Genomic DNA, 25,018 nt, shown 5'->3' with positions numbered 1-25,018 from the left:
GCGGAGGGCCGCCATGCACAACCTGTACCCCTTTCCGGGCCGGCGGATTACGTTGTGTCCATGTACCCCACGGTCGCCGAAGCGCTGGCCCTGCCCGTGGTCCGGCGCGGCGGGCCCGCCGTGGTGGCGGGCGCGGCCGGGATGGGCCGCCGGGTGCGGTGGGTGCACGTCGCCGAGGTGGCCGACATCGCGCAGCTGCTGCGCGGCGGCGAGCTGGTGCTGACCACCGGCATCGCGCTGCCCGACGACCCGGACGGGCTGCGCCGCTACGTCGCCGACCTCGCGGCGGTGGGCGCGTCCGGGCTGGTCGTCGAGCTGGTGCGGCGGTGGAGCGACGAGGTGCCGGGCGCGTTGGTCGCCGCCGCCGAGCAGCACGAGCTGCCGCTGGTCACGTTGGCGCGGGAGACGCGGTTCGTGTCGGTGACCGAGGCCGTGGTGTCGCTGATCGTGGACGCGCAGCTCGCGGAGCTGCGGGCGGCCGAGCAGGTGCACGAGGCGTTCACCGCGTTGACCGTGGCCGGGGCCGAGCCCGCCGAGGTGCTGCGCGAGGTGGCGCGGACGGCCGGGCTGCCGGTGGTGCTGGAGACGTTGGGGCACGAGGTGCTGGCCTACGACGCGGCCGGTCACGACCCGACCGCGCTGCTGGCCGACTGGGGCCAGCGGTCACGCGCGGTGGCCGTGCCGGAGCGGACCGCGTACCACGAGCAGGCCGGGTGGCTGGTGACGGTGGTCGGCGCGCGGGGCGCGGACTGGGGGCGGCTGGTGCTGCTCTCACCCGAGCAGCCGCCGCACCGGCACGTCGTGGTGGCCGAACGCGCGGCGTCGGCGTTGGCCGTGCACCGGCTGGTGGCGCGGGACCGGGAGTCGTTGGAGCGGCAGACGCACCGGACGCTGCTCACCCAGCTGCTCGGGCAGCCGCCGCACGACCTGCCGGCGCGGGCGGCGGCGCTGGGCGTGCCGCTGGAGCGGCGGCAGCTCGTCGGGGTGGCGATCCGGCCGGGCACGGCGAGCGTGCCCGCGCAGGCGTTGGCCTCGCAGGAGGTGCTGCGGGACTTGGCGGAGGCGACGGCGTTGGCGGCCCGGCGGGTGACCGTGCCCGCGCTCGTCGGTGTCGTGGACGACACGAGTGTGCGGGCGCTGCTGTCGTTGCCGCCGCAGGCGGGGTTGGACGGGGTGCTGCGGCGGTTGGCGCGGGAGGTGCACCGGCGGGCCGCGTCGACGCAGCACGCGTTGCCCGTGGTGGTGGCCGTCGGCACGACCGTGACCGCGGTGCCGGACGTGCGGCGGTCGTTGGGCGAGGCGGCGCACGTGGCGGGTGCGGCGCTGCGGTCGCCGGGGACCAGGCTCTACCACCGGCTGGACGACGTGCGGTTGCGCGGGCTGCTGCACCTGCTGCGCGAGGACGAGCGGGTGGTCGCGTTCGCGGACCGCGAGCTGGGGGCGCTGCTGTCGCGTGACGCCAACCAGGGCACCCGGCTGGTGGAGCTGCTGCGGTGCTTCTGCGAGCACGGCGGCAACAAGTCCGCCGCGGCCGCCGCCGCTCACCTGTCCCGCACCGCGTACTACCAGCAGTTGAGCCGGATCGAGCAGGTGCTCGGGGTGTCCTTGGAGGACCCGGAGTCCGTGCTCTCGCTGTACGTGGCGTTGCTGGTGCACGAAATGGGCGAGCGGGATCCTCAGCTACCCCGCCCGCCCAGCTCCGCGACTTAGCCGAGCGGCATCGGCACCGGCAGCTTGCCCAGCTCGCCGGCCAGGTCGGGCATCTCGCTCGGACCCGAGACCGGCGGCTTCACCGGCAGCTCCGACAGCGCGGGCAGGGCACGGGCCTGCGGCGCGAGGAGGTCGCCCACGAACGGCAGCGCGGGCGCGGCCGGCGCCTGGAGCGCGGCCGGCGTGGCCACCGTGGGCGCCGTGACGTCCGACGTGCCGCCGGGCAGCGGCGCGGGCAGCTTCACGGCCTGGCCGCTGAGCAGGTCGGTGACGGGCTTGGTGGCGTCGAGCCCGACCTCGGGGGCGTTGCCGATCTTGGCGATCGTGCCGTCCACGATCTCGGTGGGACCTTCGGCCGCGGACGCGGCGGACGCGAGCAGCGGAGAGGTACCAACGGCGAGCAGTGCGGCGGCACGCAGTAGTCCGCGCGTGCGGTATCCGGACACGGTTTTCCTAACCTGGTTGGGGACCTGCAAGTTGACCTACTCCGCATCGACCACCACACCCCCACCCCTTGACCGCTCGATCAGGTGACTGACGCTCCGTATCCCCACCCCACCCGATCGGGTAACACGGTCGCGTGGACGAGCGACGACAGGGCTCGAACTCCTCGGGGCCTGCATCCCGACGCAGAAATGGTGAGAGCCCCGCGGGTCCGGGGTTGCCGGAACCCGCGGGGCCGCCCGCCCCCGATGGCGGATCTCGGGCCGTGCGGGACCGTGTCGGGGAGACGTGAGGGCGACGCGGTCCCGCAGCGGCTTTCCCCCGGGGCTAGGGGTTCGTGACCCCGAGCGTGTAGCTGCCGGAGCCGCTGTAGGCGTGCACGCGGTAGCGGTAGTAGCCGGGTGTGCCGTTGTAGTTGACCGTCTCGCTCGCGGCGGGGGTGTCGGCCTTGGCCACGACCGCCCAGGAGCTGCCGTTCCACTTCTGGAGGTAGAGGTCGAAGTCGGCGCCGGCCGGGCCGGCCAGGCAGCCGACGTGCGCGCCCGACACCGTGGACTGGTAGTAGCCGTTGTCCGGCTGGTAGGCCTGCCCGCCGGTGGCCAGGGAGCCGTTGTACGAGGTCTCCGAGCCCTGGCAGCCGGTCGGCGGGTTCGGGTCGCCGCCGCCACCGGTGACCAGGGTCAGGCCGTAGGCCTGGAGGATCTCGTTGACCGGCTGGAAGTAGGTGGTGCCGCCGGACGAGCAGTTGCCCGAGCCGCCGGACGTGACGCCCTGCGCCTGCGTGCCCGCCACCAGCGAGCCGCCCGAGTCGCCGGGCTCCGCGCACACCGTGGTCTGGATCAGGCCGGTCACCGTGCCCTGCGGGTAGGTCACCGACGAGTTGCGCGCCTGGATCGTGCCGCAGTGCCAGCCCGTGGTGGACCCGGAGCGGCACACGGTGGAGCCGACCGGCGCGTCCTGCGAGCCCGCGACCGACACCGTGCCGCCGGCGTAGTTGTTGACCAGGCCGCGCGGGGTGTTGCCCGCTGCGACCTGCACCCACGCGTAGTCGTTGCCGGGGAAGCTCGACCCGCGGAACGTGCCGCTCGGGTTGGCCGTCGACGCGCCGGTGGAGCCGCAGTGCCCGGCGGTGACGAAACCGCCGTTGACGGAGAAGCCGACCGAGCAGCGGGTGCCGCTGCCGATGGTGTAGGCGTTGCCGCCGATCACGTCGATCAGCGGGCGGGGCGCCTCGGTGGTGGCGGCGTACCGGACGGCCGACGTGCCGACACCGGACGCCGCGGCGAACGCGCGGGCAGCGGCGAGTCCGCCGGGCTCGGACTTGACCACGACGGTGTTGGTGGGCAGGTCGACGTACCAGCCGGGCACGGACTTCGGCGCGCGCGCCACGTTCGCGTCCAGCGCGGACTTCACCGCGTCCAGGTCGCGCTCGCTGCGCTGGACGAGCTTGGTCCGCACACCGCCCTGGTCCACGTCGGACGCGCGGGTCACGCCGACGGTGAGCGTGCCGGACGAGTCGATCCACGCGCCGCCGAACCGGCCGTCCAGCCGCTTGCGCAGGCCGCGCGCGGTGTCGGCGGAGCGCTCGTCGGCGGCCAGCCGGGCGCGCGCCTGGTCGGCGTCCAGGCCGAGGTCGCGCTGGAGGGCCGACAGCACGGGCGCGGGCAGGGCCTCGGCGTCCCGGCCGGGCGCGGCCTGCGCGGCGGCCGGGGTCAGGATGCCCGCCGCGACGAGCGCCGCGGCGAGCGCGATGGGTCTCAACACTGCTGACATGGGGAATTCTCCTCGAGGGAGGGCAGGGATTCCCCGTGAAAGTAGGCCCGCCGACGCGGGCGCGGTAATACCACTCAGGTCATAAGGCGCGGTGATGGCCGCCCTCACCGGGTGGTTCGGATCGGCGACGATCCGCGGCCGGGTGGACGGCCGGACGGGTCGTCAGCGGGTGTTCGGGCCGTGCGCCGAGGGCGACGGCGTGCGTGGGGATTGAGAGCGTGCGCCGAGGCGTGCGGTCAGACCAGGGCCCTGGGCGGCACCGCGCCGTACTCCGGGTGCTCGGGCAGCCAGCCCGCGTAGCGCGGGTTGCGCTCGGCGGTCTCCCGGTAGGCCTCGGCGGCGTACCGGAGCACCTGCGGGCCGAACGCGGCCCCCGGTCCCTCCGGGTCCCAGCCGATCAGGTGCCGCCACCGCAGCGGCGCGCCCGCCAGCGGCATCGCGACCAGGCCCGGCGTGCGGCGGAACGTGGGCTGGCACAGCGCGACCGCGTCGCCGGACGCGGCCAGGTCGATGCAGCTGTTGATGTCGACCTCGTACATGGTGCGCGGGGTGAAGCCGGCCCGGCTGCACGCGGCCACGAAGCAGTCGCCGAAGCACCCGTCGCCCGGTGTCACGGCCCACTGCATGTCCTTCAGCGCGCCCAGCTCCACCTCCGCCAGCACGGTGAGCGGGTGGTCCTCGGGCATCAGCACGAACACCGGGTCGACCGCGATCACGTGCCAGGTCAGCCCGTGCTCCGACGGTGGCGGCGCGTCTCCGCACACGCCGACCAGCACGTAGTCCAACCGGCCGGCGGCGACCATGGCCGACAGCTCGCGGCCGGACCACGACACCTGCGTGGAGACGTGCGCGCCGGGGTGCGCCTCGGTCAGCCGGTGCACCAGCCCGCCGAGCATCGGTCCGTTCACCGCGCCGACCCGGTAGCGGTCGCCGGGCACGGTGTCGTCCAGCAGGCGGGTGGCGTCCTCCTGCAACCGGGAGAACGCGGGCAGCAGCACGCGCGCCCGTTCCAGCACCAGCTCGCCGAGCACGGTCGGCCGCGCGCCCCGGTGGTCGCGCTCGAACAGCTTGCCGCCGAGCAGGCCTTCGATCCGGTGCAGTTGGGCCGTGAGGGCGGGTTGCGCCAGGCCTAAGAGGGAGGACGCCTTCGACAGGCTTCCCGCGTCCGCGATCGCGCAGACGACCCGCAGGTGCCGCAGTTCGAGCTTCATCCGTCGGACGTTAGGTCACCGCTCACCCGCCAGTCGAGGGCCGGCCGGGGCCACCCGCACCGGCCCGGACCAGCGGCTTGAGTGGCAATGGACAGAGTGTGCCCTGATCATGGCAAGCGTGGACACTTTGCCACTGCCGACGCGCACGGGTCGACCGGAGGATGCCGGGATGGAATTCGCGCCGAACCGCCCGCACGAAGGGTGTTCCACGAGCGTAACAGGGAAGTGACCGATGGCCCTTGACTCCGCAACCCAGGTCACAACCGATCCCGACGGCCGGGTCGAGCTGCGTGATCATTCCGCGATCGCGGACAGCCCGCACTACAACGCCGACCTGGCGCCGGTGCCGCTGGAGCGGCGCACCTGGTCCACGTACAACTTCTTCGCGCTGTGGATGGGCATGGCGCACAACATCCCCAGCTACACGCTGGCCGCGTCGCTGGTGGCGTTGGGGATGGACTGGGTGCAGGCGTTCCTGACCATCACCCTGGGCAACCTGATCGTGCTGGTCCCGATGCTGCTCAACAGCCACGCGGGCACGAAGTACGGCATCCCGTTCCCGGTGTTCGCCCGCGCGTTCTACGGCATCCGGGGCGCGAACCTGGTGGCGTTGCTGCGGGCGTTCATCGCGTGCGCGTGGTTCGGCATCCAGACGTGGGTCGGCGGCAAGGCGCTGCACGTGATCGTGGGCCGGTTGGCCGGCGACGGGTGGGCGCACGCGCCGGTCGTGCTGGGCCAGGTGTGGACGCTGTGGCTGTGCTTCCTGGTGTTCTGGGTGGTGCAGATGCTGATCATCTGGCGGGGCATGGAGGCGATCCGCCGGTTCGAGAACTGGACCGCGCCGCTGGTCAGCGTCGGCTTCCTGGTCCTGCTCGGCTACGTGGCGGTGAAGGCGGGCGGTTTCGGCCCGATCCTGTCGGAGCCGTCGAAGCTCGGCTGGGGCGCGGACTTCTGGAAGGTGTTCTTCCCGTCGCTGATGGGCATGATCGCGTTCTGGTCGACGCTGTCGCTGAACATGCCGGACTTCACCCGGTTCGGCGGCAGCCAGCGCAAGCAGGTCGTCGGTCAGCTCCTCGGCCTGCCCACCACGATGTCGTTCATCGCCATCGTGGCGATCCTGACCACCTCCGGGGCGATGGCGCTCTACGGCGAGGCGATCTGGGACCCGGCGGAGCTGGCGAGCCGGTTCGACAGCACGGCGGTGGTGCTGGTGGCGCTGGTGGCGCTGGTGCTGGCGACGGTCTCGGCGAACCTCGCGGCGAACGTGGTGAGCCCGTCCTACGACTTCTCCAACGCGTTCCCGAAGAAGATCACCTTCGCGGTCGGCGGCCTGGTCACCGGCGTGATCGGCATCGTGATCCAGCCGTGGCGGCTGATCTCCGACCCGGGCATCTACATCTTCGCCTGGCTCGGCTTCTACGGCGGGCTGCTGGCGTCCGTGGCCGGTGTGTTCGTGGCCGGCTACTGGGTGCTGGCGAAGACGCGGCTGGACCTGCCGGACCTGTACCTGGCCGGGCGGGGCGCGTACTGGTTCAAGGCGGGCTGGAACTGGCGGGCGGTCGTCGCCACGCTGGTGGGCTCGGTGCTCGCGGTCGGCGGCGCGTACAACGGGCCGTTCCCGGCCGACGGCCTGATCCCGTTCCTCAAACCGCTCTACGACTACAACTGGGTCGTCGGCCTGGTCGGCGGCATGCTCGTCTACCTGGCGCTGGCGCCACGGAGGGAGAACGCGTGAGCAACATCATCCGTGCTGGTCTGGTGCAGCAGAAGTGGACCGGCGACAAGGAGTCGATGATCGCGAACGCGGTCGAGGCGGTCCGGTCCGCCGCGTCGCGGGGCGCGCAGGTGGTGTGCCTGCAGGAGTTGTTCTACGGGCCGTACTTCTGCCAGGTGCAGGACGCGGACTACTACTCCTACACCGAGGGCATCCCCGACGGCCCGACCACCGAGCTGATGTGCGAGCTGGCCGGGCAGCTCGGCGTGGTGCTCGTCGTGCCGATGTACGAGGAGGAGCAGCCGGGGATCTACTACAACACCGCGGCCGTGATCGACGCGGACGGCACCTACCTCGGCAAGCACCGCAAGAACCACATCCCGCAGGTCAAGGGGTTCTGGGAGAAGTTCTACTTCAAGCCGGGCAACCTCGGCTACCCCGTCTTCGACACCGCCGTCGGCAAGGTCGGCGTCTACATCTGCTACGAGCGGCACTTCCCGGAGGGCTGGCGGGCGCTCGGGCTGGGCGGCGCGCAGATCGTGTTCAACCCGTCGGCGACCAGCCGCGGCCTGTCGGAGTACCTGTGGCGGCTGGAGCAGACCGCGGCGGCCGTGGCGAACGAGTACTACGTCGGCACGATCAACCGGGTGGGTGTGGAACCGCTGGGCGACAACGAGTTCTACGGCCAGTCCTACTTCGCCGACCCGCGCGGGCAGCTCGTGGGCGAGGCGGCCTCCGACACGGAGGAGGAGATCGTGGTCCGCGACCTGGACATGGACCTGCTCGCCGAGGTGCGCGACCTGTGGGCGTTCTACCGCGACCGGCGGCCCGACACCTACGAGGGCCTGGTGAAGCCGTGAGCACCCTCGTCAAGGGCGGCACGGTGGTGAACGCCACCGGCTCGTTCGCGGCCGACGTGCTGGTGGAGGGCGAGAAGATCGCCGCGCTGCTCGCGCCGGGCTTCCCCGTGCGGGCGGACGAGACGATCGACGCCACCGGCAAGTACGTGATCCCCGGCGGCATCGACGGGCACACCCACATGGAGATGCCGTTCGGCGGCACGTTCTCCGCCGACACCTTCGAGACCGGCACGATCGCGGCGGCGTGGGGCGGCACCACCACGATCGTCGACTTCGCCGTGCAGTCCAAGGGCTCCTCGTTGCTGTCCACCCTGGACAAGTGGCACGCCAAGGCGGACGGCCGGTGCGCCGTCGACTACGGGTTCCACATGATCGTCTCCGACGTCACCGACACGTCGTTGAAGGAGATGGAGTCCTGCATCGACGCGGGCGTGAACACGTTCAAGATGTTCATGGCCTACCCCGGTGTCTTCTACGCCACCGACGGCGAGATCCTGCGCGCCATGCAGAAGGCCCGCGAGACCGGCGCGACGATCATGATGCACGCGGAGAACGGCATCGCGATCGACCAGCTGGTCGCGCAAGCGCTCGCGCAGGGCCGCACCGATCCCGTCGAGCACGGCCTGACCAGGCCCGCCGAGCTGGAGGGCGAGGCCACCTCGCGCGCCATCACGCTGGCCAAGGTCACCGGGTCGCCGCTCTACATCGTGCACCTGTCCGCGGCGCAAGCGCTGGACGCGGTGACGAAGGCGCGCGACACCGGGCAGAACGTGTTCGCCGAGACGTGCCCGCAGTACCTGTACCTGTCGCTGGAGGACCTGGCGAAACCGGACTTCGAGGGCTCGAAGTACGTCGCCTCTCCCCCGCTGCGGCCCAAGGAGCACCAGTCGGAGCTGTGGCGCGGCCTGCGCACCAACGACCTGTCGGTGGTGTCGACCGACCACTGCCCGTTCTGCTTCAAGGACCAGAAGGAGCTGGGGCGCGGCGACTTCTCGAAGATCCCGAACGGGATGCCGGGGGTCGAGCACCGGATCGACCTGCTGCACCAGGGTGTGGTGAAGGGTGAGATCACGCTGGAGCGCTGGGTGGAGATCTGCTCCACCACGCCCGCGCGGATGTTCGGCCTGCACCCCCGCAAGGGCGTCATCGCGCCCGGCGCGGACGCCGACGTCGTGGTGTACGACCCGGACGCGCGGCAGGTGATCTCCGCGGCCACGCACCACATGAACGTCGACTACTCCGCGTACGAGGGCATGGAGATCACCGGCAAGGTCGACACGGTGCTCTCGCGCGGCCGGGTGGTCGTGGACGCCGGCGGGTTCCACGGCGCGGCCGGGCACGGGAAGTTCCTGTCCCGCGAGCTGAACCAGTACCTGGTCTAGGGGGCGGACGTGGACTTCGGGGTAGTGCTCCAGACCGACCCGCCCGCGCGGGACGTGGTGGCCCGCATGAAGGCCGCCGAGGACAACGGGTTCCGGTACGGCTGGACGTTCGACTCGGTCGTGCTGTGGCAGGAGCCGTTCGTCGTCTACTCGCAGGTGCTGGCGGCGACGAGGGAGCTGGTCGTCGGCCCGATGGTGACCAACCCGAGCACGCGGGACTGGTCGGTGACGGCGTCGCTGTTCGCGACGCTGAACGACATGTTCGGCAACCGCACGGTGTGCGGCATCGGGCGCGGCGACTCCGCCCGGCGGGTGATCGGGCAGCGGCCCGCGTCGCTGGCCACGCTGGGCCGGGCGATGACCGTGATCAAGGACCTGGCCGAGGGCCGGGAGGTCGAGCACCACGGCACGCCGGTGCGCATCCCGTGGGTGCGCGACGGCAAGCTGGAGATGTGGATGGCCGCGTACGGGCCGCGCGCGTTGCGGCTGGTCGGCGAGCAGGCCGACGGGTTCATCCTGCAGACCGCGGACGTCGACATCGCGCGGTGGACGATCGGGACGGTGCGGGAGGCGGCCGTGGCCGCCGGCCGCGACCCGTCGGCGATCACGATGTGCGTGGCCGCGCCCGCGTACGTCGGCGCGGACCTGCCGCACCAGCGCGACCAGCTGCGCTGGTTCGGCGGGATGGTCGGCAACCACGTGGCCGACCTGGTCGCGCGGTACGGCGACTCTGGCGCGGTGCCCGCCGCGCTGACCGACTACATCAAGGACCGCGAGGGCTACGACTACGCCCACCACGGCAAGGCGGGCAACCGGTCGACCGACTTCGTGCCGGACTCGATCGTGGACCGGTTCTGCCTGCTCGGCCCGGCGTCCGCGCACGTGGACCGGTTGCGGGAGCTCCGGGAGGCCGGCGTGGACAACTTCGCGCTGTACCTGATGCACGACGCGAAGGACGAGACGCTGGCGGCCTACGGCAACGAGGTGATCGGCCGGGTGTGACCCGGCGGCCCCCGCGCGGACCCCGGTGGGCCGTCCGCGTGGGGGCCGCTGCGCGGTTCGCGTCGCCGTGTAGCGATCCCCTCACCCGTCACGATCACCGTCACGATCCTCGTGGTCGCCGCAGCGGTGCCGCCGGGCGGGGAGAGCGGCGTCACGCAGGCGCTGTGGCCTGCGTGTTCACCCCGCAGCATCCCGGTGTGCACACGATCGTGGGTCGGGTGAACACCGACACCGCGGTCGGCGACCCCTCCGTGCCCAGGACGCTGTACGTCGGCGTGCGGGCTCCCGCGCCGGGGTTCATCCCCGGGTCCGTGCCACCAGTGCGGCTTCCACACCGAGGACCCGGCGGTTTCCGCGGACCTGGCGCAACGGGACACGCCGGTCGCGGTGCGGTTGTGGCGGGGTGACGGCACGCGGCCGGCGGCCCTGCCGACCGGCGTGTCCCCCGCGCCCGTGCCGGTGGAGCCGGGTGTGGAGTACGTCGCCTCGTTCACCTCGCCGCGCGGCCGGTGCGCGACGACCGACGACCGAGGACAGCCACTACCGGGTAAGCCACCCTGTTCCAGGCCCGGTGACCGACGGCGGTCCCCGGCCGGCCGGGGACTGTCGGACCCCGTTGCTACCGTCGCGCCATGATCCTTCCGACCGCTGCCGAAGAGGCCCGCTTCTGGGCGATGCTGGAGAACGCGTGGGCCGGGCTCGGCCCCGGGCCGAACGACCTGCGCCGGGCCCTGGCCAAGCGCGACGTGTCCGCCGAGGCCTTCGAGGAGGCCGCGGAGCTGGAGGAGCACCTGGACACCGTGCTGGTGGCGCTGGCGTCGGCGTGCGAGGGGCTGTCCGCCGAGGAGCTGACCGCGCTGGACCGGGTGGCCGAGCGCAAGCTGCACGAGATCGACCGGGTCGACGTCCAGGAGGTCACCGACGGCTCGGACGACGGCTTCCTCTACGCCCGCGGTTTCATCCTCGCCCTCGGCCAGGAGTTCTACGAGGCCGTGGCCCGTGACCCGCGCGTGGCGGTGCAGGACGCCGAGTGCGAGGCGTTCTGCTACTTCTTCGCCCACCTGCACGCCGCGAGGTTCGGGGATCACCCGGAGACGGGGTCGGGGATCTCCCGGGAATCGGCCTCCAACCCGGCGGGGTGGCCGCGGTAGCCGGTACCGTCGAACGTGTGATCGACTTCGAGAAGCAGTCAGTCTTCAAGCTGGCGCCGTGCCGGCCCGAGGACATCGCGTCGCAGGTGTCGCCGATCCTCATCCAGGGCGAGCAGATCGTGTCGAGCTTCAAGACGGTGCGCGACTTCGTGGTGTTCACCACCAAGCGGGTGATCGCGGTGAACGTCCAGGGCATGACCGGCCGCAAGAAGGACTTCACGTCGCTGCCCTACAGCCGGGTGCAGGCGTTCTCCATCGAGACCGCGGGCACGTTCGACATGGACGCCGAGCTCGACCTGTGGTTCAGCGGCCTGGGCCAGGTGCGGCTGGAGTTCAAGGGCCACGCCGACGTGCGGCTGCTCGGGCAGATGATCGCGACGTTCATCCTCTAGGCGCCCCGGGCGCCGGGGTCTGCGCGCCGTCGCCCAGGCTGCCCGCCCGCCGACCCCACGCCCGCACCGCGCCGTCAGGCGGGCGGGCGGGGTGCCGTGCCCGCTGTCGATCGCCGTCGACCCGATCGGGCCGGTGACCTGGACCGGGGTCGCGGGCCGGCAACCGGGTCCCGGCCAGGCGCAGGTCCCTCCGGCGCCGGGCGCGGACGACCCCGGTGAGCCCGACCACCTGGGACGGGCTCACCGCGTCCGACCCGTCCGGCCGCCCGGTCACACGTCGTGCGGCGACGCGTTCCACTGCTCGACGAAGGTCTCCCGGGTGATCGGCTTGACCGGGTCGTCGTGCGGGTCGATCGGCTCGTCGGTGAGACCGCCGTAGGCGTCCTCCACCCGCCGCCACGAGTAGCGGTGCATCCCGCCCGCCGAGGGCAGCTCGATCTGCCGGATCGCGATCAGCTCCCCCTCGTGCTCCACGGCCTCGTAGAGCGCCCGCGCGCCTTCGTCGACCCAGCCCTCCGCGTCCACGAACTCGAAGTACGCGCGGGGCCGGTCCGACTCCTCCAAGGCGCGGTAGAAGGAGACGACGTCGTCCATCCGGCTCGAGATGCCGATCATCGGACCGAACGGGTCGTGCCGTCCCACCCGACCAGCGCGCCGGGCAGCACCTCGGCCAGCTGCACCGGGTACACCGTCGCGTCGGTGGCCGCCAGTTCCGCCACCGACCACCACCGGTGCCGGCGGATGGTCTGCTGCTCGATCTCGTTGAACCGCGAGGTGTCCACGTCGACTGCCTCCACCTTTCCGACGAAGAACCACTCGACCGCCGCGTAGTTCAAGCCGTCGAAGGCGAACACGGCGTGCCGCTTCCACACCGGACCGACCAGCTCGTCGTCGGAGACCTCGACACCGGTCTCCTCGAACAGCTCCCGCACCGCCGCGGTCCGGACGTCCTCCCCGGGCTCGACCCCACCCCCGACGGTGAACCAGAACAGCTCGTCCGGCCGGGTCGGGTCGAAGCCCTCGAACAACAGCACCCGGTCGTCGGCGTCCAGCAGCACGACCCGCGCCGACACGCGCTGGGTCAAGGTGGACGCCTCGACGTCGCCGCCGGGTTCGGCGATCTCGAAGTAGGACGGCGTCGGCGCGGTGCCCGCCAGCCGCAACCACCGCACGGACCGCCGCCGGCGCAGCGCCAGCGTGTCGCGCACGGCGTCATTGTGCACCCGCCGGGCCAGCACCACCCGTTGTTCCGCGTCGGACAGCTCGGCCGCGAGCGCCGGTTCCAGCACCGACCGGTCCAGCGCCTCGAGCAACGCCGAGAGCCGGTTCTCCGCCGCTTCCCGGTCCGGCCGGGTCGACCGCTCGGCCCGGTCCGCCGCCGCGCGCAGCTCGGGCTTGCCGCACACCGCCGCCACCGCCCGCGTCACCACGGCGCGCCGCGCCAGGGCCGCGTCCAGGGCCGCCCAGGCCGCGTCCGTCCTCACGTGCAGCCGGTCGAGCCGGTTGGCCGTGCCGAGCGTCCACGGCCCGATCAGCACGGCCAGCGCCAGCAGCACCAGGAACGTCGTCGCGACGCCGGAACTGGTCACGCCTCACCCACCCGACGCGGGTCGGCCGCCATGGCGCTCTCGTAGACCCGCACCACCTGGTTCGCGACCACCGACCAGTCGAACATCATCACCCGCTGCCGCGCCGCGTCCACGTAGTCCGCCCGCCGCCCGGGGTCGGTCAGCAGCGCCCGTAACGCCGCGGCCAGCGCGGACGAGTCCCCGACGGGGGTCAGCACACCCGCCTTGCCGTCGTCGAGCACGCGCCGGAACGCGTCGAGGTCGCTGGCCAGCACCGCCGCGCCCGCCGACATCGCCTCGGTGAGGATGATCCCGAAGCTCTCGCCACCGGTGTTGGGCGCGCAGTAGACGTCGACGCTGCGCAGGGCGCGGGCCTTCGTCTCGTCGTCCACCATGCCGAGGAACACCACCCGCGACGCCAGCTCCGGCCCCGCCTGCTTGCGCAGCTCGTCCTCGTCGCCGCGACCCACGACCAGCAGCCGCACGTCCGGCGCGTCGAGCCGGCGGAACGCGTCGAGCAGCACCGGCATGCCCTTGCGCGGCTCGGTGAACCGGCCGACGAACCCGACCGTGCCTCCGGGCCGGGGGTAGCCGTCCAGCGGGGCCGCGTCGGCGAAGAACCCGACGTCGACCCCGTTGGGGATCTCCACCGCGTCACCGCCCAGGTGCTCCACCTGCACGCGGCGGGCCAGCGCGGACACCGCGATCCGGGCGGTGATCTTCTCCAGGAACGGTTGCAGCACGGCCTGGAACGCCGACAGCATCTTCGAGCGCGGCGTCGAGGTGTGGAAGGTGGCCACGATCGGGCCGTCGGCCACCATCAGCGCCAGCATCGACAGCGACGGCGCGGTCGGCTCGTGCAGGTGCAGCACGTCGAAGTCGTGCTCGGCGATCCACCGCCGGACGCGGGCGAACGACACCGGTCCGAACGACAGCCTCGCCACCGAACCGTTGTACGGGATGCCGACCGCGCGACCGGCCGATGTGACGAACTCCGGCACCGGCGTGTCGTCGTCGGCGGGCGCCAGCACCTCCACCTCGTGACCGAGGCCGCGCAGCGCGCGGGCCAGGTCGACCACGTGCGCCTGCACTCCCCCGGGCACTTCGAACGAGTACGGGCAGACGATGCCGACCTTCACGCGGATTCCCCCCGGCGGGCCAGCACCCGGCGCAGCGCCTTCTGCCTGCTCTCCGGCAGGTCGGCCAGCCACAGCTGCTGCATCATGTGCCAGTCGGTGGGGTGCGCGGCGATGTCGGCGGCGAACACGTCGGCCACCTGCTGGGTCGCCGCGGGCACGCCCGCCGTGCCCGGCACCCGGACCGGCGGGTGCAGCCGGATGACCCAGCCGTCCTCGGTGAACCACAGGCCGGCCGGGATCAGCGCGGCGCCGGTGGTCGCGGCCAGGTGGGCGGGACCGGCGGGCATCATGGTGCGCTCGCCGAAGAACGTCACGGGCACGCCGCCCGCGGTGAGGTCGCGGTCGGCGAGCAGGCAGACGACCTGGTTCGCGCGCAGCCGCTCGGCGAGCACGAGCGCCGGGTTGCGGTCGCCGCCGGTCAGCGGCACGACCTCGAAGCCGAGGCTCTCCCGGAACGCGATGAACCGCCGGTACAGCGACTCGGGCTTGAGCCGCTCGGCGACGGTGGTGAACGTGCCGCAGTGCCCGACCAGCCAGACGCCCGCCATGTCCCAGTTGCCGCAGTGCGGCAGCGCGATGACCGCGCCGCGCCCCTCGGCCAGGGCCGCGTCCAGGTTCTCGACGCCGGTCATCGTCCGGTCCAGCTCGGCGTAGAGCGCCGCCTGGTCCAGCGACGGCATCCGGAACGCCTCGCGCCAGTACCGGGCGTAGGAGCGCACGGCCAGCCGGACCAGCTCGTCCAGCTCGGCCTCGCCCGCCCGCGGCACGACCCGGCGCAGGTTCGACCGCAGCTGGCGCACGCCACCGCCGCCGCGCTTCGCGGCCCGGTCGGCCGCCGCGTCGGACAACGCCCGCGCCGCCTTCTCCGGCAGCAGCCGCGCCAGGCGCCACCCGGCGGCGTAGCCCAGGTCGGCCAGGCCGCCCTTGATGTCCCGAGCGGTCACGTCCCGAGCTCCTTCGCGGCGCGGCTCACGGCCAGGATGCGCTGCACCACGGTGATCGTCACCAGCGCGGCCAGCAGGTACAGGGCCACCGGCAGGACGTAGGGCACGCCGAGCCCGTGCAGGCCGACGCCGACCAGCGCCACGATGAACCGCTCGGCGCGTTCGGCCAACCCGCCGTCGGCGGAGAGCCCGGACGCCTCGGCGCGCGCCTTGACGTAGGACGTGACCTGCGCGCCGACCAGCGAGACCAGGGTCGCGGCGGCCAGGCCGTGCTCGTCGGCGCCGAACGCCCACCAGGCGACGGCGGCGAACAGCGCGCCGTCGGCGATCCGGTCGCAGCTCGCGTCCAGCACGGCGCCGAACTTCGTGCCGCCGCCCTGCGCGCGCGCCATGGCGCCGTCGATCAGGTCGAACAGCACGAACACGGTGACCAGCGCCGCGCCCGTGAAGAGCTGCCCGCGCGGGATGAACCACAGCGAGACGGCGACGGAGCCGACGGTGCCCAGCACCGTGACGGCGTTCGGGGTGAGGCCGCGACGCAGCAGCCACGCACCGATCGGATCGGTGACGCGCGAAACCGACGCGCGGGCGAAGATGTTCAGCATGGGGTGGCGGGGCACCTACCGACGGGGACGAGGTGGTCACCGGCAGCCTAACCACCCAGCTCAGCCGAGCTTGCGGTGGTCCCTGGAGATCTGCTCCAGCAGGTCTTCCAGCGCGTCGCCGCGCACCGCCAGCCGTTCGAGCCTGCCGAACAGGGCCAGGTACTCGCGCACGTCGTGCGGGTCGGTGATGGTCGCGTTGCCGGTCAGCACGCTCAACGTCACCACCCGCTCGTCGTACACCTGGAACCCGTGCAGGGCCACCATGTTCGCGTCCGCCGTCCACGGCACCACGCCGAGCTGCACGTTCGGCCTGCGGATGATCTGCACGAGGTGGTCGATCTGCTCGCACATCAGGTCCGCCGAACCCATCCGCCAGCGCAGCGCGCTCTCCGCCAGCAGGAACACGAACCGCTTACCCAGATCGTCCATCCGGGCACGGCGACTACGCAGCGTGGCGATCGCGGTGTCCTGCTCGTGCGAGGGCATCGTGTTGTGCACGACCCGCAGGTAGTTCTCGCTCTGCAAGAGCGCGGGCACACCCGCGTTCTGGAAGAAGCGGCTGGTGGTGGCCCGTGCCTCGATCCGGGCCACGGTCTGCTGGTGTCGATGCGCCCCCCGGTGCAGCACCACGCGGCGGGTCTCCGCCTCGGCGTGCAGCTGACGGGCCAACTCCACCAGCTCGACCCTGGTCTCCCTGGTCGCGGACAGCTCGGCGACCAGGCGCTCCACATCGGTCACGGACGGGAGGAGCATGCCGTTCTCGATCTTCGACAGCTTGGACTGGCTCATCCCGGTAGCGCGCGCCGTGGCCGTGCCGGTCATCTTGGCCTCGGTGCGCAGCCTCCGTAACTCGCGCGAGAGCCGTTCTCGGGCCAGCCGCGAACGCTCAGGTGCGGTCATGCAACGCACCGTATCGACGCTCACCCCTCTTGACGATCGGCCAGGAAGGTGTCTGAGGCCCCTCCGGCCGTCGCCCCGGGTGATCTGGAACACGTCGGCGGGTGTTTCGGGGTGGTGCACGTGCATCCGGCCGTGCAGGTGCGCCTGCACCAGGTCGCGGGCCTGCGGGTGATCGTCGGGGCGGCCCGCCGGCGGCGGCCGGGAGCGGTCAGAACTCGACGCGGAGCAGGACCAGATCGTTCTGCACCAATCTGATCTCGACGCCGGTGATGTCGGATCGGGCCAGCTCGGTGGTCGCGGTCGGCCGGGTGGTCGAGCCCGGACCGGCCGTCCAGGTCGCGACCCGCACCGAGGCGCCGCCGGCCACGACCACGTGCAGGGCGTAGGCGAACTCGGGCGGTGGCGGCCCGGCCGGCACGGCGTAGGCGCACAGCACGTCGATCCGGGTGCCCCACGGCTCGTCCACCAACCGCACGCTGGCCGTCACGGGGCTGGGCACGGTCTGGCGCATCGCCACGTCGGGCGCGGACGTCGGCGCGGCGGTGGTCGAGGCGGTGGCCGGGACCGCGGTCGAGGCGGTGGGAGCGGCCGGTCGCACGGCCAGCGCGACCGCCGCCCCCGTGAACGCCGCCACGACCAGCGCGGCGGCCACCAGTGCCCGCGCCCGCCACCGCCGCGACCGCTCGGCCGCCAGCAGGCCGGTGAGCACCGCGGGCGGCGGCTCGGCGGCGAACTCGGGCTCGAGCAGGTCGAGCGCCCGGTCGCGGGGCACCGCCGAGAGGATGCCGGGCACGCCGGCGAAGGACGCCACGTCACCCGAGCACTCCGGGCACCCGGCCAGGTGTCCCTCGAACTCCCGCCGTTCGCCGGGCGACAGCGAACCCAGGACGTACGCGGCACCCCAGTCCCGGTACGGATCGACTGGCGAGCTCAACGTCCGGTGACCCCCTTCTCCTCCAACGCCACCCGCAGCGCCCGCAGACCGTAGTGCAGCCGGGACTTCACGGTGCCCTCCGGCAGGTCCAGCACGACGGCGAGCTCGGCGACCGACTGCCCCATGTAGTAAGCACGCACGATCACCGCGCGGTGCTCCGGCGTCAACTGGGTGAGCACATCGGCCACCAACCAGGCGTCCAACGCGGAGTCGCTGTGGTCGTTGCGCGCCCGTTCGGGCAGCCGCTCCGACCCGATCTCCCAGCGGGCGCGGGCGCTGCGCCGCTCGTCGATCACGACGTTGCGCGCCACCGTGTAGAGCCACGCCCGAGCCGCCGTCGCGCCCTGCTCGAGCACCTTGGGGTTGCGCCACGCCCGCAGCAGCGCCTCCTGCACCACGTCGCGGGACAGCTCGTCGTCCCCGGTCAGCCGCCGCACGTACCGCCACAGGGCGGGCGCGTGCTCGTCGTGGAGGGAGCGCAGCAGGGCAATGTGACTGTCGTTGATCGCGCACCTCCTCGGCTAGTCGTGGAGCAGCGGTTCCCGAGCCCCGACCGGGGGGATCGCGCCGGGGAAGACCGGCCGGCGCTTGGCGAGGAAGGCCGCCGTGCCCTCGCGCATGTCGTCGGTGGTGAACGCCTCGCGGAACGCGTCGAGCTCGAACGCCAGCCCGGCGGCGACCGTCGTGCCGCCGGAGGCGTGCACCGCGGCCTTGGCCAGCGCCACCGCCGTGGCCGAGTTGCCCGAGATCCGGCCGAGCACCGCGCGCGCGGCGGCCAGCATCCCATCACGGTCGTCGAACACCGCGGTGACGAGCCCGAGCCGCGCCGCCTCCGCCGCGTCGACGTGCCTGCCGGTGTAGATCAGCTCGCGGGCGGCGGCCGGCCCGACCAGGCGTTGGAGCCGGACGCAGCCGCCGAAGCCCGGGATGAGGCCGAGCACGACCTCCGGCTGGCCGAAGACCGCGCGGCGGGTCGCGTAGGCGAAGTCGCACGCCAGCACCACCTCGCAGCCGCCGCCGAGCGCGTAGCCGTCCACGCACGCGACGACCGGGCACGGCACCTCCTCCAGCAGCCGGGTGACGCGCTGGCCCAGCGCCCCGAACCGCGCGCCCTCCTCCGGCGTCATCACCGCCATCTCGCGGATGTCCGCGCCCGCGATGAACGCCGGGCCGGGCGCCGCGGTGAGGATGATCCCGCGCGGCGCGGGTCCGACGAGGACGCCGGACAGGAAGTGGTCGAGTTCCGCCAGCACCCGGCCGGACAGCGCGTTGCGCGCCGACGGCCGGGACACGGTGACCGTCGTGACGCCGTCCTGTTCTTCGACGAGCAAGGTCGAGTAGTCCACGAAGTCTCCTCACGAGTCCCAGATGGCGCCGAACGCGGGCACGCCACGCGCTTCCAGCTCCTCCACCACGTGCCAGGTCGTCTTCTTGTTCGAGATGCAGATCACGGCTTCGGCGTCGAACTCCCGGTGCGCCCGCAGCACCAGTTCCACCAGGTCGGGCTTGCCGTCGCGGACGGTGTCCCAGACCAGCGCGTCCGGCTGCACGGCCTCGATCTCGTCCACCAGCTCGTCGCCGTAGGTGTCGCGGGGCGTGCGGGTGGACCACACCAGGCGCGACGGCGTGTCCCGCGACAGCAGGTGGGGCAGGCACGGCCCGATGCCGCTGCCGGTGGCCACCCACACCACCCTGGTGAACAGCTTGTCGATGTTGCCGACGCCGGCGGTGGGCACGCCCTTCACCCACAGGTGCGCCGGCAGGTCGTCGATCAGCGAGCCGGTCCAGTCGCCCGCGCGCGAGATGGTGAGCCGGAACCCGGTGCGGCCGGGGGTCGGCACGTTGGCGAACGAGTGCCACTCCAGCAGCGGGTGGCGGCTCACCGCGGTGGACGAGCCGGCGAACGGCGTCACGCCGTGGTCGAACGACACCAGCGCGACGTGCCGCGACGGCCTGGTGATCCGCACCGGCACCCGCCGCAGCCGCGTCCACGGCAGCGCGACGCTCGCCACGACCAGCAGGAGCAGCCAGAACTGGGTCGAGCCGACGAAGCCGGGCTGCCGGGACGAGTGCGCGGCGAACAGGGCGAGCACGGTCCAGCCGGCGAAGCGGTGCACGCGCTCGAACGCGTCGTGCCGCCGCGCCCGCAGGCCGGGCAGGGCGAAGACCGCCATCGCGACCATCAGGGCGAGGATCACCCAGGTCAGCGGGTCGGGCCGGATCACGGCGAGCGCGGTGAACCACGCGGTGGCGCTGAGCGCCGCGCCGACGTGCAGGCCGCCGAAGTGGTAGACCTTGCCCAGGGTCCGGCGCACGCGCAGCGGCCACGTCGTCGGCGCGCTCGTGGCGAGCCGGAACAGCAGGTTGATCACGTGCTGCTGGCGGATCAGGACGGCCAGGGCGACGTTGACGACGACCAGGTCCGCGAGCTCTCGCGCGTCGGCCACGCCGAACGCCGCGACCACGTTGGCCAGGACGACGGCGGCGGCGAGCCGGTTGTGGTGGGTGAACGGGCGCTTGCGGAGCCTGAGCCCCAGCGCCGACGGCGGGTCGGTGCGCGTGGTGGTCATGCGACCGTCACCAGTGACGAGAGCGCGGCCCGGTCCACTTTGCCGCGCGCGGTCAGCGGCAGGTCGTCCACCGCGACGACCAGCGACGGCACGCAGTAGTAGGGCAGGGCGCCCGCGACCGCGTCCGTGGCCGCCGCGGGGTCCACGGTGGCGGGGCTGACGAACCCGACCAGCCTGCCGTCGTGCACGACGGTCGTCGCGCGGGCGCAGCCGGGTGTCGTCTCCAGGGCGGAGGTGACCGCGTCCAGCTCGACCCGGAAGCCCCGCACCTTGACCTGGTCGTCGGTGCGGCCGTGGTGCTCCAACTCGCCGTCCGGCGTCCAGCGGCCCAGGTCGCGGGTGCGGAACATGAGGTGCTCGCCGCCGAGGAAGGGGTCGGGGCGGTAGCGCTGGGCGGTCAGCACGTCGTTGCCGAGGTAGCCGGCCGTGACGCAGGCGCCGCCCGCCCACATCTCGCCGACCTCGCCGATCCGGCACGGCCGCAGGTCCTGGTCGAGCACGTAGACCGTGCTGTTGGGGACGGGACGGCCGATGGTCAGCCGGCCCGTGCGCGGGTCGTAGCGCTGCACGGTGTTGACGATCGTGACTTCGGTGGGTCCGCAGGCGTTGTGGAACGCGGCGCGGGCGGACCAGGCGTCGGCGAGGGGTTTGGGGCAGCGCTCACCGGCCACGGCGACCGTCCGCACGTCGGGACACCCGTCGGGGTCCAGTGTGGACAGCACGCCGGGCGTGGCGATGAGCACGGTGGCGGTCTTCGCCGTCTGCCCGATGTCCCGGCCGCGGATGACGGAGGTGGCGCCGTGGGCGAGCGCGCCGAAGATCTCCCACACCGCCATGTCGAACGCGATGTTGAGCAGCTGCGCGACCCGGTCGCCCGGCCGGATGCCGAGGTCGCCGGGCGCGGTGAGCAGGACGTTGCACAGGTTCGCGTGGGTGACGCGGACGCCGTTGGGCACACCGGTGGTGCCGGAGGTGAAGATGACGACGGCCGTGTCACCGGACTCCGCGCGAGGTGGGCCGACGCGGCGGTCCGGGACGGTGTCGAGGGCGAGGACCTTCGGCGCGGCGAGGCCGCGCACGTGCCGGGCGTGCTCGCCGGTGGTCAGGACGACCTCGATGCCGGCGGTGCGGATGACGTGGTCGAGGTGGGCGGCCGGGGTGATCCGGACGTCCTGCGGCACGTACGCCGCGCCGACCTTCAGCACCGCCAGGATGCCGACGACGAGGTGGGTCGAGCGCGTTAAGAAGACGCCGACGTGGTCGCCGGGGCGCACGCCCGCGTCGAGGAGCTCGGCCGCCACGACGTTCGCGCGGTGGTCGAGTTCGCCGTAGGTCACGCAGGCGCCTTCGTGCTCGACCGCCCGCGCGTGCGGCGACCGCGTCGCGTGGGACTCGAAGGCGTGGTGGATCCGGTGGAACGGCGGTGTCGCGGTCGGACCGCGGCCGAATCGCCGGAACAGGGAGCGGTCGTCCGGGGGCAGGCCTAGCACGGCGTCGGGCTCGGTCATGGCCGTCACAGGGTGCGCACCTCTCGTCAGCCGGGCGTGGACACCCGGTCTGAACGAGACAGCCCCACCGTCCGTTCAAGCCGAAACCAAAAAAGTTGAACTTTCGCCGACCTCGTGAGTCGAACGCCCGCGGCCCCGTGTCGAACGCTCAAGACCCCTGCGTCGAACACTCAGGTCATCCCGGTCGAACGCCCTGGGCGCGGCAGTCGAACGGGCCGGGGGTCCGCGTCACCAGTCGAGACGGGCGGGTGCCTCTTCGCGCCGTCGGGCCCGTCGACCCACGGCGCCGGTGGGCGCGTTCGGTGCGGTCATCCTTGTCCCGCCGCACGGGACCGTCCCGGGCAGGCCTTCGCCCGGATCGTCAGCCGGCGGCGGACCAGGCGTCGGCCAGGAGCTGCCTGGTCTCGCCGAGCAGTTGCGGCAGGACCTTGGTGTGGCCGATCACCGGCATGAAGTTCGCGTCGCCGCCCCAGCGCGGCACCACGTGCTGGTGCAGGTGGGCCGCGATGCCCGCGCCCGCCACCACGCCCTGGTTCATGCCGACGTTGAACCCGTGCGGCGCGGACGCCGACCTGATCACCCGCATCGCCTTCTGGGTGAACGCGGCGAACTCCGCCGTCTCGGCCTCGGTCAGGTCGGTGTAGTCGGGCACGTGCCGGTACGGCAGCACCATCAGGTGGCCCGGGTTGTACGGGTACAGGTTGAGCACCGCGAACACCAGCTCGCCGCGCGCCAGGATCAGGCCCTCGGCGTCGTCCAGCCCGATCACCCGGCAGAACGGGCACCCCTCGGGCTCGTCGCCGACGGCCTTGCCCTCACCGCGCACGTACGAGAGGCGGTGCGGGGTCCACAACCGCTGCAACGCGTCGTGGACCCCGACCCCGTCCTGTTCCTCGTGCCGGTCCGTCACTGGACGAGTTCCGCCGTGGGCGAGGCGTTCTCGCGTCGCGCCACCCAGTCCACGACCGTCTCGACGGCGCGCTCGACCGGCACGCCGTTGATCTGCGTGCCGTCGCGGAACCGGAACGACACCGCGCCCTGCTCCACGTCCTTGCCGCCCGCGAGCAGCATGAACGGCACCTTCTGCGTGGTGTGGTTGCGGATCTTCTTCTGCATCCGGTCGTCGGAGGCGTCCACCTCGACCCGGATGCCCTTCGCCTTGAGCTGCGCCGCCACCGCGAGCAGGTGGTCGACGTGCTCGTCCGCGATCGGGATGCCCACCACCTGCACGGGCGCCAGCCACGCCGGGAACGCGCCCGCGTAGTGCTCGGTCAGCACGCCGAAGAACCGCTCGACCGAGCCGAACAGCGCGCGGTGGATCATGACCGGGCGCTGCCGCGTGCCGTCCGGGCCGGTGTACTCCAGCTCGAACCGCTCGGGCAGGTTGAAGTCCACCTGGATGGTCGACATCTGCCAGGTGCGGCCCAGCGCGTCCTTCGCCTGCACGGAGATCTTCGGCCCGTAGAACGCGGCGCCGCCCGGGTCGGGCACCAGTTCCAGCCCGGAGTCCTCGGCCGCGACGCGCAGCGCCTCCGTGGCCTTCTCCCAGACCTCGTCGGAGCCGACCGACTTCTCCGGGTTGCGGGTCGACAGCTCCAGGTAGAAGTCGTCCAGGCCGTAGTCGCGCAGCAGCCCGAGCACGAAGGACAGCAGCGACTTCAGCTCGTCCTGCACCTGGTCGGGCGTGCAGAAGATGTGCGCGTCGTCCTGCGTCATGCCGCGCACGCGGGTCAGGCCGTGGATCACGCCGGACTTCTCGTATCGGTACACGCCGCCGAACTCGAACATGCGCAGCGGCAGCTCGCGGTAGGACCGCCCGCGCGACTTGAAGATCAGGTCGTGGAACGGGCAGTTCATCGGCTTGAGGTAGTAGTCCTGGCCGGGCTTGCGGACCGTGCCGTCCTCGTTGAGCTCGGCGTCGAGGTGCATCGCCGGGTACATGCCGTCGCGGTACCAGTCGAGGTGACCGGACGTCTCGAACAGGTTGCCCTTGGTGATGTGCGGCGAGTAGACGAACTCGTAGCCCTCTTCGGTGTGCCGGGCGCGCGAGTAGTCCTCCATGGCCTTGCGGATGACGCCACCCTTGGGGTGGAACACCGCCAGGCCGGAGCCGATCTCGTCCGGGAAGCTGAACAGGTCCAGCTCGACGCCCAGCTTGCGGTGGTCGCGCCGCTCGGCCTCGGCCAGCAGCTCCAGGTACGCGTCCAGCGCCTCCTGCGACTCCCACGCCGTGCCGTAGATGCGCTGCAGCTGCGGGTTCTTCTCGTTGCCGCGCCAGTACGCGGCGGCGACGCGGGTCAGCTTGAACGCCGGGATGTGCTTGGTCGTCGGCACGTGCGGGCCGCGGCACAGGTCGCCCCACACGCGCTCGCCGGACCGCGGGTCGAGGTTGTCGTAGATGGTCAGCTCGCCGCCGCCGACCTCCATGATCTCGGAGGTGTCGACGGCGGTGTCGGACGATCCGGACTTGAGGTCCACCAGCTCGAGCTTGAACGGCTCGTTCGCCAGCTCGACCTTGGCCGCGTCGACCGACTCGACCACGCGGCGGTTGAACCGCTGCGCGCCCTTGATGATCGACTTCATGCGCTTCTCCAGCGCCTGGAGGTCTTCGGGCGTGAACGGCTTGTCGACCCGGAAGTCGTAGTAGAAGCCGTCCTTGACCGGCGGGCCGATGCCCAGCTCGGCGTCGGGGAACTGCTGCTGGACGGCCTGCGCCAGCACGTGGGCGGCGGAGTGCCGGATGACGCTGCGGCCGGCCTCGGTGTCGGCGGCGACCGCCTCGACCTCGACGTCCACCTGCGGCGCCCACGACAGGTCGCGCAGGTGGCCTTCGGGGTCGCGCACGACCACGACGGCGTCCGGCCCCTTGCCCGGGAGCCCCGCTTCACGCACCGCCGTCCCCGCGGTGGTCCCCGCCGTCACCACCACGCGCGGTGGGGTCGGGACGGCTGCGGGACGTGGCTGGGACACGGTGACTCCTCGGTGTGGGTAGGTCCTGTGCCCGAGATGTTATCGGTGCGCGCCGAGTCCTTTCCCGGCGCACCGGGTCGGCCGGTCCGGTGTCCCGCGGATCACCCGGTCGGGTGGGCGCCCAGCCGCGGATCAGGGCGGGCGGCGCGTCGACCGAGGTCACGGCACGTCCGGTGGGGCGCCGGCCGCGGCGGACGGGGTCGTGGCGGCGGCCAGGTCGGCGAGCGGGACCTCGCGGTCG

General features: G+C 72.6%; 23 protein-coding genes. 7 read left to right on the top strand and 16 right to left on the bottom strand.

Annotated elements, in window-relative coordinates:
- Positions 1 to 60: 60 nt before the first annotated feature.
- Positions 61 to 1,710 carry a PucR family transcriptional regulator gene (locus tag EDD40_RS38675; protein ID WP_123747275.1) on the top strand — a complete coding sequence of 550 codons (1,650 nt, stop codon included), beginning with the start codon at positions 61 to 63 and terminating at the stop codon, positions 1,708 to 1,710.
- On the opposite strand, the gene EDD40_RS38670 is transcribed toward EDD40_RS38675, so the two are convergent.
- From EDD40_RS38670 to EDD40_RS38660, 3 genes are all read right to left on the bottom strand, one after another.
- The gene (locus EDD40_RS38670; protein ID WP_170185362.1) at positions 1,707 to 2,156 is read right to left on the bottom strand and encodes a hypothetical protein; all 450 of its coding nucleotides are present in this window, start codon (positions 2,154 to 2,156) and stop codon (positions 1,707 to 1,709) included. The two genes, EDD40_RS38675 and EDD40_RS38670, sit on opposite strands and share 4 nt — an antisense overlap.
- Positions 2,157 to 2,481: 325 nt before the next feature.
- Positions 2,482 to 3,927, bottom strand: a complete 1,446-nt coding sequence (locus EDD40_RS38665; RefSeq protein ID WP_123747273.1) for a S1 family peptidase — start codon at positions 3,925 to 3,927, stop codon at positions 2,482 to 2,484.
- Positions 3,928 to 4,163: 236 nt separating this feature from the next.
- Positions 4,164 to 5,138, bottom strand: a complete 975-nt coding sequence (locus EDD40_RS38660) for a LysR family transcriptional regulator (RefSeq protein ID WP_123747272.1) — start codon at positions 5,136 to 5,138, stop codon at positions 4,164 to 4,166.
- A gap of 232 nt (positions 5,139 to 5,370) precedes the next feature.
- On the opposite strand from EDD40_RS38660, the gene EDD40_RS38655 reads away from it, so the two are divergent.
- The 6 genes from EDD40_RS38655 to EDD40_RS38630 all read left to right on the top strand — a co-directional run bounded on the left by EDD40_RS38655 (position 5,371) and on the right by EDD40_RS38630 (position 11,639).
- Complete coding sequence (locus EDD40_RS38655) at positions 5,371 to 6,873, top strand: NCS1 family nucleobase:cation symporter-1 (protein WP_123747271.1); 1,503 nt, start codon at positions 5,371 to 5,373, stop codon at positions 6,871 to 6,873.
- Positions 6,870 to 7,712 (top strand): nitrilase-related carbon-nitrogen hydrolase, encoded by an 843-nt coding sequence (locus EDD40_RS38650; RefSeq protein WP_123747270.1) that lies wholly within the window; start codon positions 6,870 to 6,872, stop codon positions 7,710 to 7,712. The genes EDD40_RS38655 and EDD40_RS38650 overlap by 4 nt, the downstream gene beginning before the upstream one ends.
- Entirely contained in the window at positions 7,709 to 9,094 is a 1,386-nt protein-coding gene (gene hydA / locus EDD40_RS38645; protein ID WP_123747269.1) for a dihydropyrimidinase, read from the top strand. Before EDD40_RS38650 ends, hydA begins: the two co-directional genes overlap by 4 nt.
- Before the next feature lie 9 nt (positions 9,095 to 9,103).
- Positions 9,104 to 10,096, top strand: coding sequence for a TIGR03842 family LLM class F420-dependent oxidoreductase (locus EDD40_RS38640; protein WP_123747268.1), 993 nt, complete (start codon positions 9,104 to 9,106; stop codon positions 10,094 to 10,096).
- 632 nt (positions 10,097 to 10,728) lie between these two features.
- Positions 10,729 to 11,247 (top strand): DUF4240 domain-containing protein, encoded by a 519-nt coding sequence (locus EDD40_RS38635; protein ID WP_123747267.1) that lies wholly within the window; start codon positions 10,729 to 10,731, stop codon positions 11,245 to 11,247.
- A 17-nt stretch (positions 11,248 to 11,264) separates the two neighbouring features.
- The gene (locus EDD40_RS38630; protein ID WP_123747266.1) at positions 11,265 to 11,639 is read left to right on the top strand and encodes a PH domain-containing protein; all 375 of its coding nucleotides are present in this window, start codon (positions 11,265 to 11,267) and stop codon (positions 11,637 to 11,639) included.
- Positions 11,640 to 11,909: 270 nt separating this feature from the next.
- Here the strand turns inward: EDD40_RS38630 and EDD40_RS38625 are convergent, their stop codons facing one another.
- The 13 genes from EDD40_RS38625 to thrS all read right to left on the bottom strand — a co-directional run bounded on the left by EDD40_RS38625 (position 11,910) and on the right by thrS (position 24,777).
- Positions 11,910 to 12,254, bottom strand: coding sequence for a hypothetical protein (locus EDD40_RS38625; RefSeq protein WP_148089049.1), 345 nt, complete (start codon positions 12,252 to 12,254; stop codon positions 11,910 to 11,912).
- Complete coding sequence (locus EDD40_RS38620) at positions 12,251 to 13,228, bottom strand: NUDIX hydrolase (protein ID WP_123747264.1); 978 nt, start codon at positions 13,226 to 13,228, stop codon at positions 12,251 to 12,253. The genes EDD40_RS38625 and EDD40_RS38620 overlap by 4 nt, the downstream gene beginning before the upstream one ends.
- Positions 13,225 to 14,346, bottom strand: coding sequence for a glycosyltransferase family 4 protein (locus tag EDD40_RS38615; protein ID WP_123747263.1), 1,122 nt, complete (start codon positions 14,344 to 14,346; stop codon positions 13,225 to 13,227). Before EDD40_RS38615 ends, EDD40_RS38620 begins: the two co-directional genes overlap by 4 nt.
- Positions 14,343 to 15,275 (bottom strand): phosphatidylinositol mannoside acyltransferase, encoded by a 933-nt coding sequence (locus tag EDD40_RS38610; protein ID WP_123748602.1) that lies wholly within the window; start codon positions 15,273 to 15,275, stop codon positions 14,343 to 14,345. The genes EDD40_RS38615 and EDD40_RS38610 overlap by 4 nt, the downstream gene beginning before the upstream one ends.
- 11 nt (positions 15,276 to 15,286) lie before the next feature.
- A complete protein-coding gene (pgsA, locus tag EDD40_RS38605) occupies positions 15,287 to 15,895 on the bottom strand; it encodes a phosphatidylinositol phosphate synthase (protein WP_123747262.1) in 609 nt (202 codons plus the stop codon).
- A gap of 60 nt (positions 15,896 to 15,955) precedes the next feature.
- Positions 15,956 to 16,795, bottom strand: a complete 840-nt coding sequence (locus EDD40_RS38600) for a helix-turn-helix domain-containing protein (protein ID WP_123747261.1) — start codon at positions 16,793 to 16,795, stop codon at positions 15,956 to 15,958.
- 208 nt (positions 16,796 to 17,003) lie between these two features.
- Positions 17,004 to 17,729: a zf-HC2 domain-containing protein gene (locus EDD40_RS38595; protein ID WP_123747260.1), complete on the bottom strand. Its 726-nt coding sequence runs from the start codon at positions 17,727 to 17,729 to the stop codon at positions 17,004 to 17,006.
- On the bottom strand, positions 17,726 to 18,235 hold the full coding sequence (locus EDD40_RS38590; RefSeq protein WP_123747259.1) for a sigma-70 family RNA polymerase sigma factor: 510 nt from the start codon (positions 18,233 to 18,235) through the stop codon (positions 17,726 to 17,728). Before EDD40_RS38590 ends, EDD40_RS38595 begins: the two co-directional genes overlap by 4 nt.
- A 15-nt stretch (positions 18,236 to 18,250) precedes the next feature.
- A complete protein-coding gene (locus tag EDD40_RS38585; protein ID WP_123747258.1) occupies positions 18,251 to 19,075 on the bottom strand; it encodes an enoyl-CoA hydratase/isomerase family protein in 825 nt (274 codons plus the stop codon).
- Between the two features lie 9 nt (positions 19,076 to 19,084).
- Complete coding sequence (locus EDD40_RS38580) at positions 19,085 to 20,299, bottom strand: ferredoxin reductase domain-containing protein (protein WP_211348343.1); 1,215 nt, start codon at positions 20,297 to 20,299, stop codon at positions 19,085 to 19,087.
- Complete coding sequence (locus EDD40_RS38575) at positions 20,296 to 21,807, bottom strand: amino acid adenylation domain-containing protein (RefSeq protein ID WP_123748600.1); 1,512 nt, start codon at positions 21,805 to 21,807, stop codon at positions 20,296 to 20,298. Before EDD40_RS38575 ends, EDD40_RS38580 begins: the two co-directional genes overlap by 4 nt.
- Positions 21,808 to 22,168: 361 nt before the next feature.
- Entirely contained in the window at positions 22,169 to 22,717 is a 549-nt protein-coding gene (locus tag EDD40_RS38570) for an HIT family protein (RefSeq protein ID WP_123747257.1), read from the bottom strand.
- Entirely contained in the window at positions 22,714 to 24,777 is a 2,064-nt protein-coding gene (gene thrS / locus EDD40_RS38565; protein ID WP_123747256.1) for a threonine--tRNA ligase, read from the bottom strand. Before thrS ends, EDD40_RS38570 begins: the two co-directional genes overlap by 4 nt.
- Positions 24,778 to 25,018: the final 241 nt, after the last annotated feature.

Source organism: Saccharothrix texasensis (assembly GCF_003752005.1).
GTDB lineage: Bacteria > Actinomycetota > Actinomycetes > Mycobacteriales > Pseudonocardiaceae > Actinosynnema > Actinosynnema texasense.
The sequence above is the reverse complement of the archived record's forward strand: the minus strand, read 5'-3'. Positions and strand labels throughout refer to the sequence as shown.

What these genes read in the sequence shown, in the direction of transcription:
- EDD40_RS38675 (WP_123747275.1), top strand. Translation starts at nt 61, where the DNA reads ATGTACCCCACGGTCGCCGAAGCGCTGGCCCTGCCCGTGGTCCGGCGC.
- EDD40_RS38665 (WP_123747273.1), bottom strand. Translation starts at nt 3,927, where the DNA reads ATGTCAGCAGTGTTGAGACCCATCGCGCTCGCCGCGGCGCTCGTCGCG.
- EDD40_RS38660 (WP_123747272.1), bottom strand. Translation starts at nt 5,138, where the DNA reads ATGAAGCTCGAACTGCGGCACCTGCGGGTCGTCTGCGCGATCGCGGAC.
- EDD40_RS38655 (WP_123747271.1), top strand. Translation starts at nt 5,371, where the DNA reads ATGGCCCTTGACTCCGCAACCCAGGTCACAACCGATCCCGACGGCCGG.
- EDD40_RS38635 (WP_123747267.1), top strand. Translation starts at nt 10,729, where the DNA reads ATGATCCTTCCGACCGCTGCCGAAGAGGCCCGCTTCTGGGCGATGCTG.
- EDD40_RS38625 (WP_148089049.1), bottom strand. Translation starts at nt 12,254, where the DNA reads ATGATCGGCATCTCGAGCCGGATGGACGACGTCGTCTCCTTCTACCGC.
- pgsA (WP_123747262.1), bottom strand. Translation starts at nt 15,895, where the DNA reads ATGCTGAACATCTTCGCCCGCGCGTCGGTTTCGCGCGTCACCGATCCG.
- EDD40_RS38600 (WP_123747261.1), bottom strand. Translation starts at nt 16,795, where the DNA reads ATGACCGCACCTGAGCGTTCGCGGCTGGCCCGAGAACGGCTCTCGCGC.
- EDD40_RS38580 (WP_211348343.1), bottom strand. Translation starts at nt 20,299, where the DNA reads ATGACCACCACGCGCACCGACCCGCCGTCGGCGCTGGGGCTCAGGCTC.
- EDD40_RS38575 (WP_123748600.1), bottom strand. Translation starts at nt 21,807, where the DNA reads ATGACCGAGCCCGACGCCGTGCTAGGCCTGCCCCCGGACGACCGCTCC.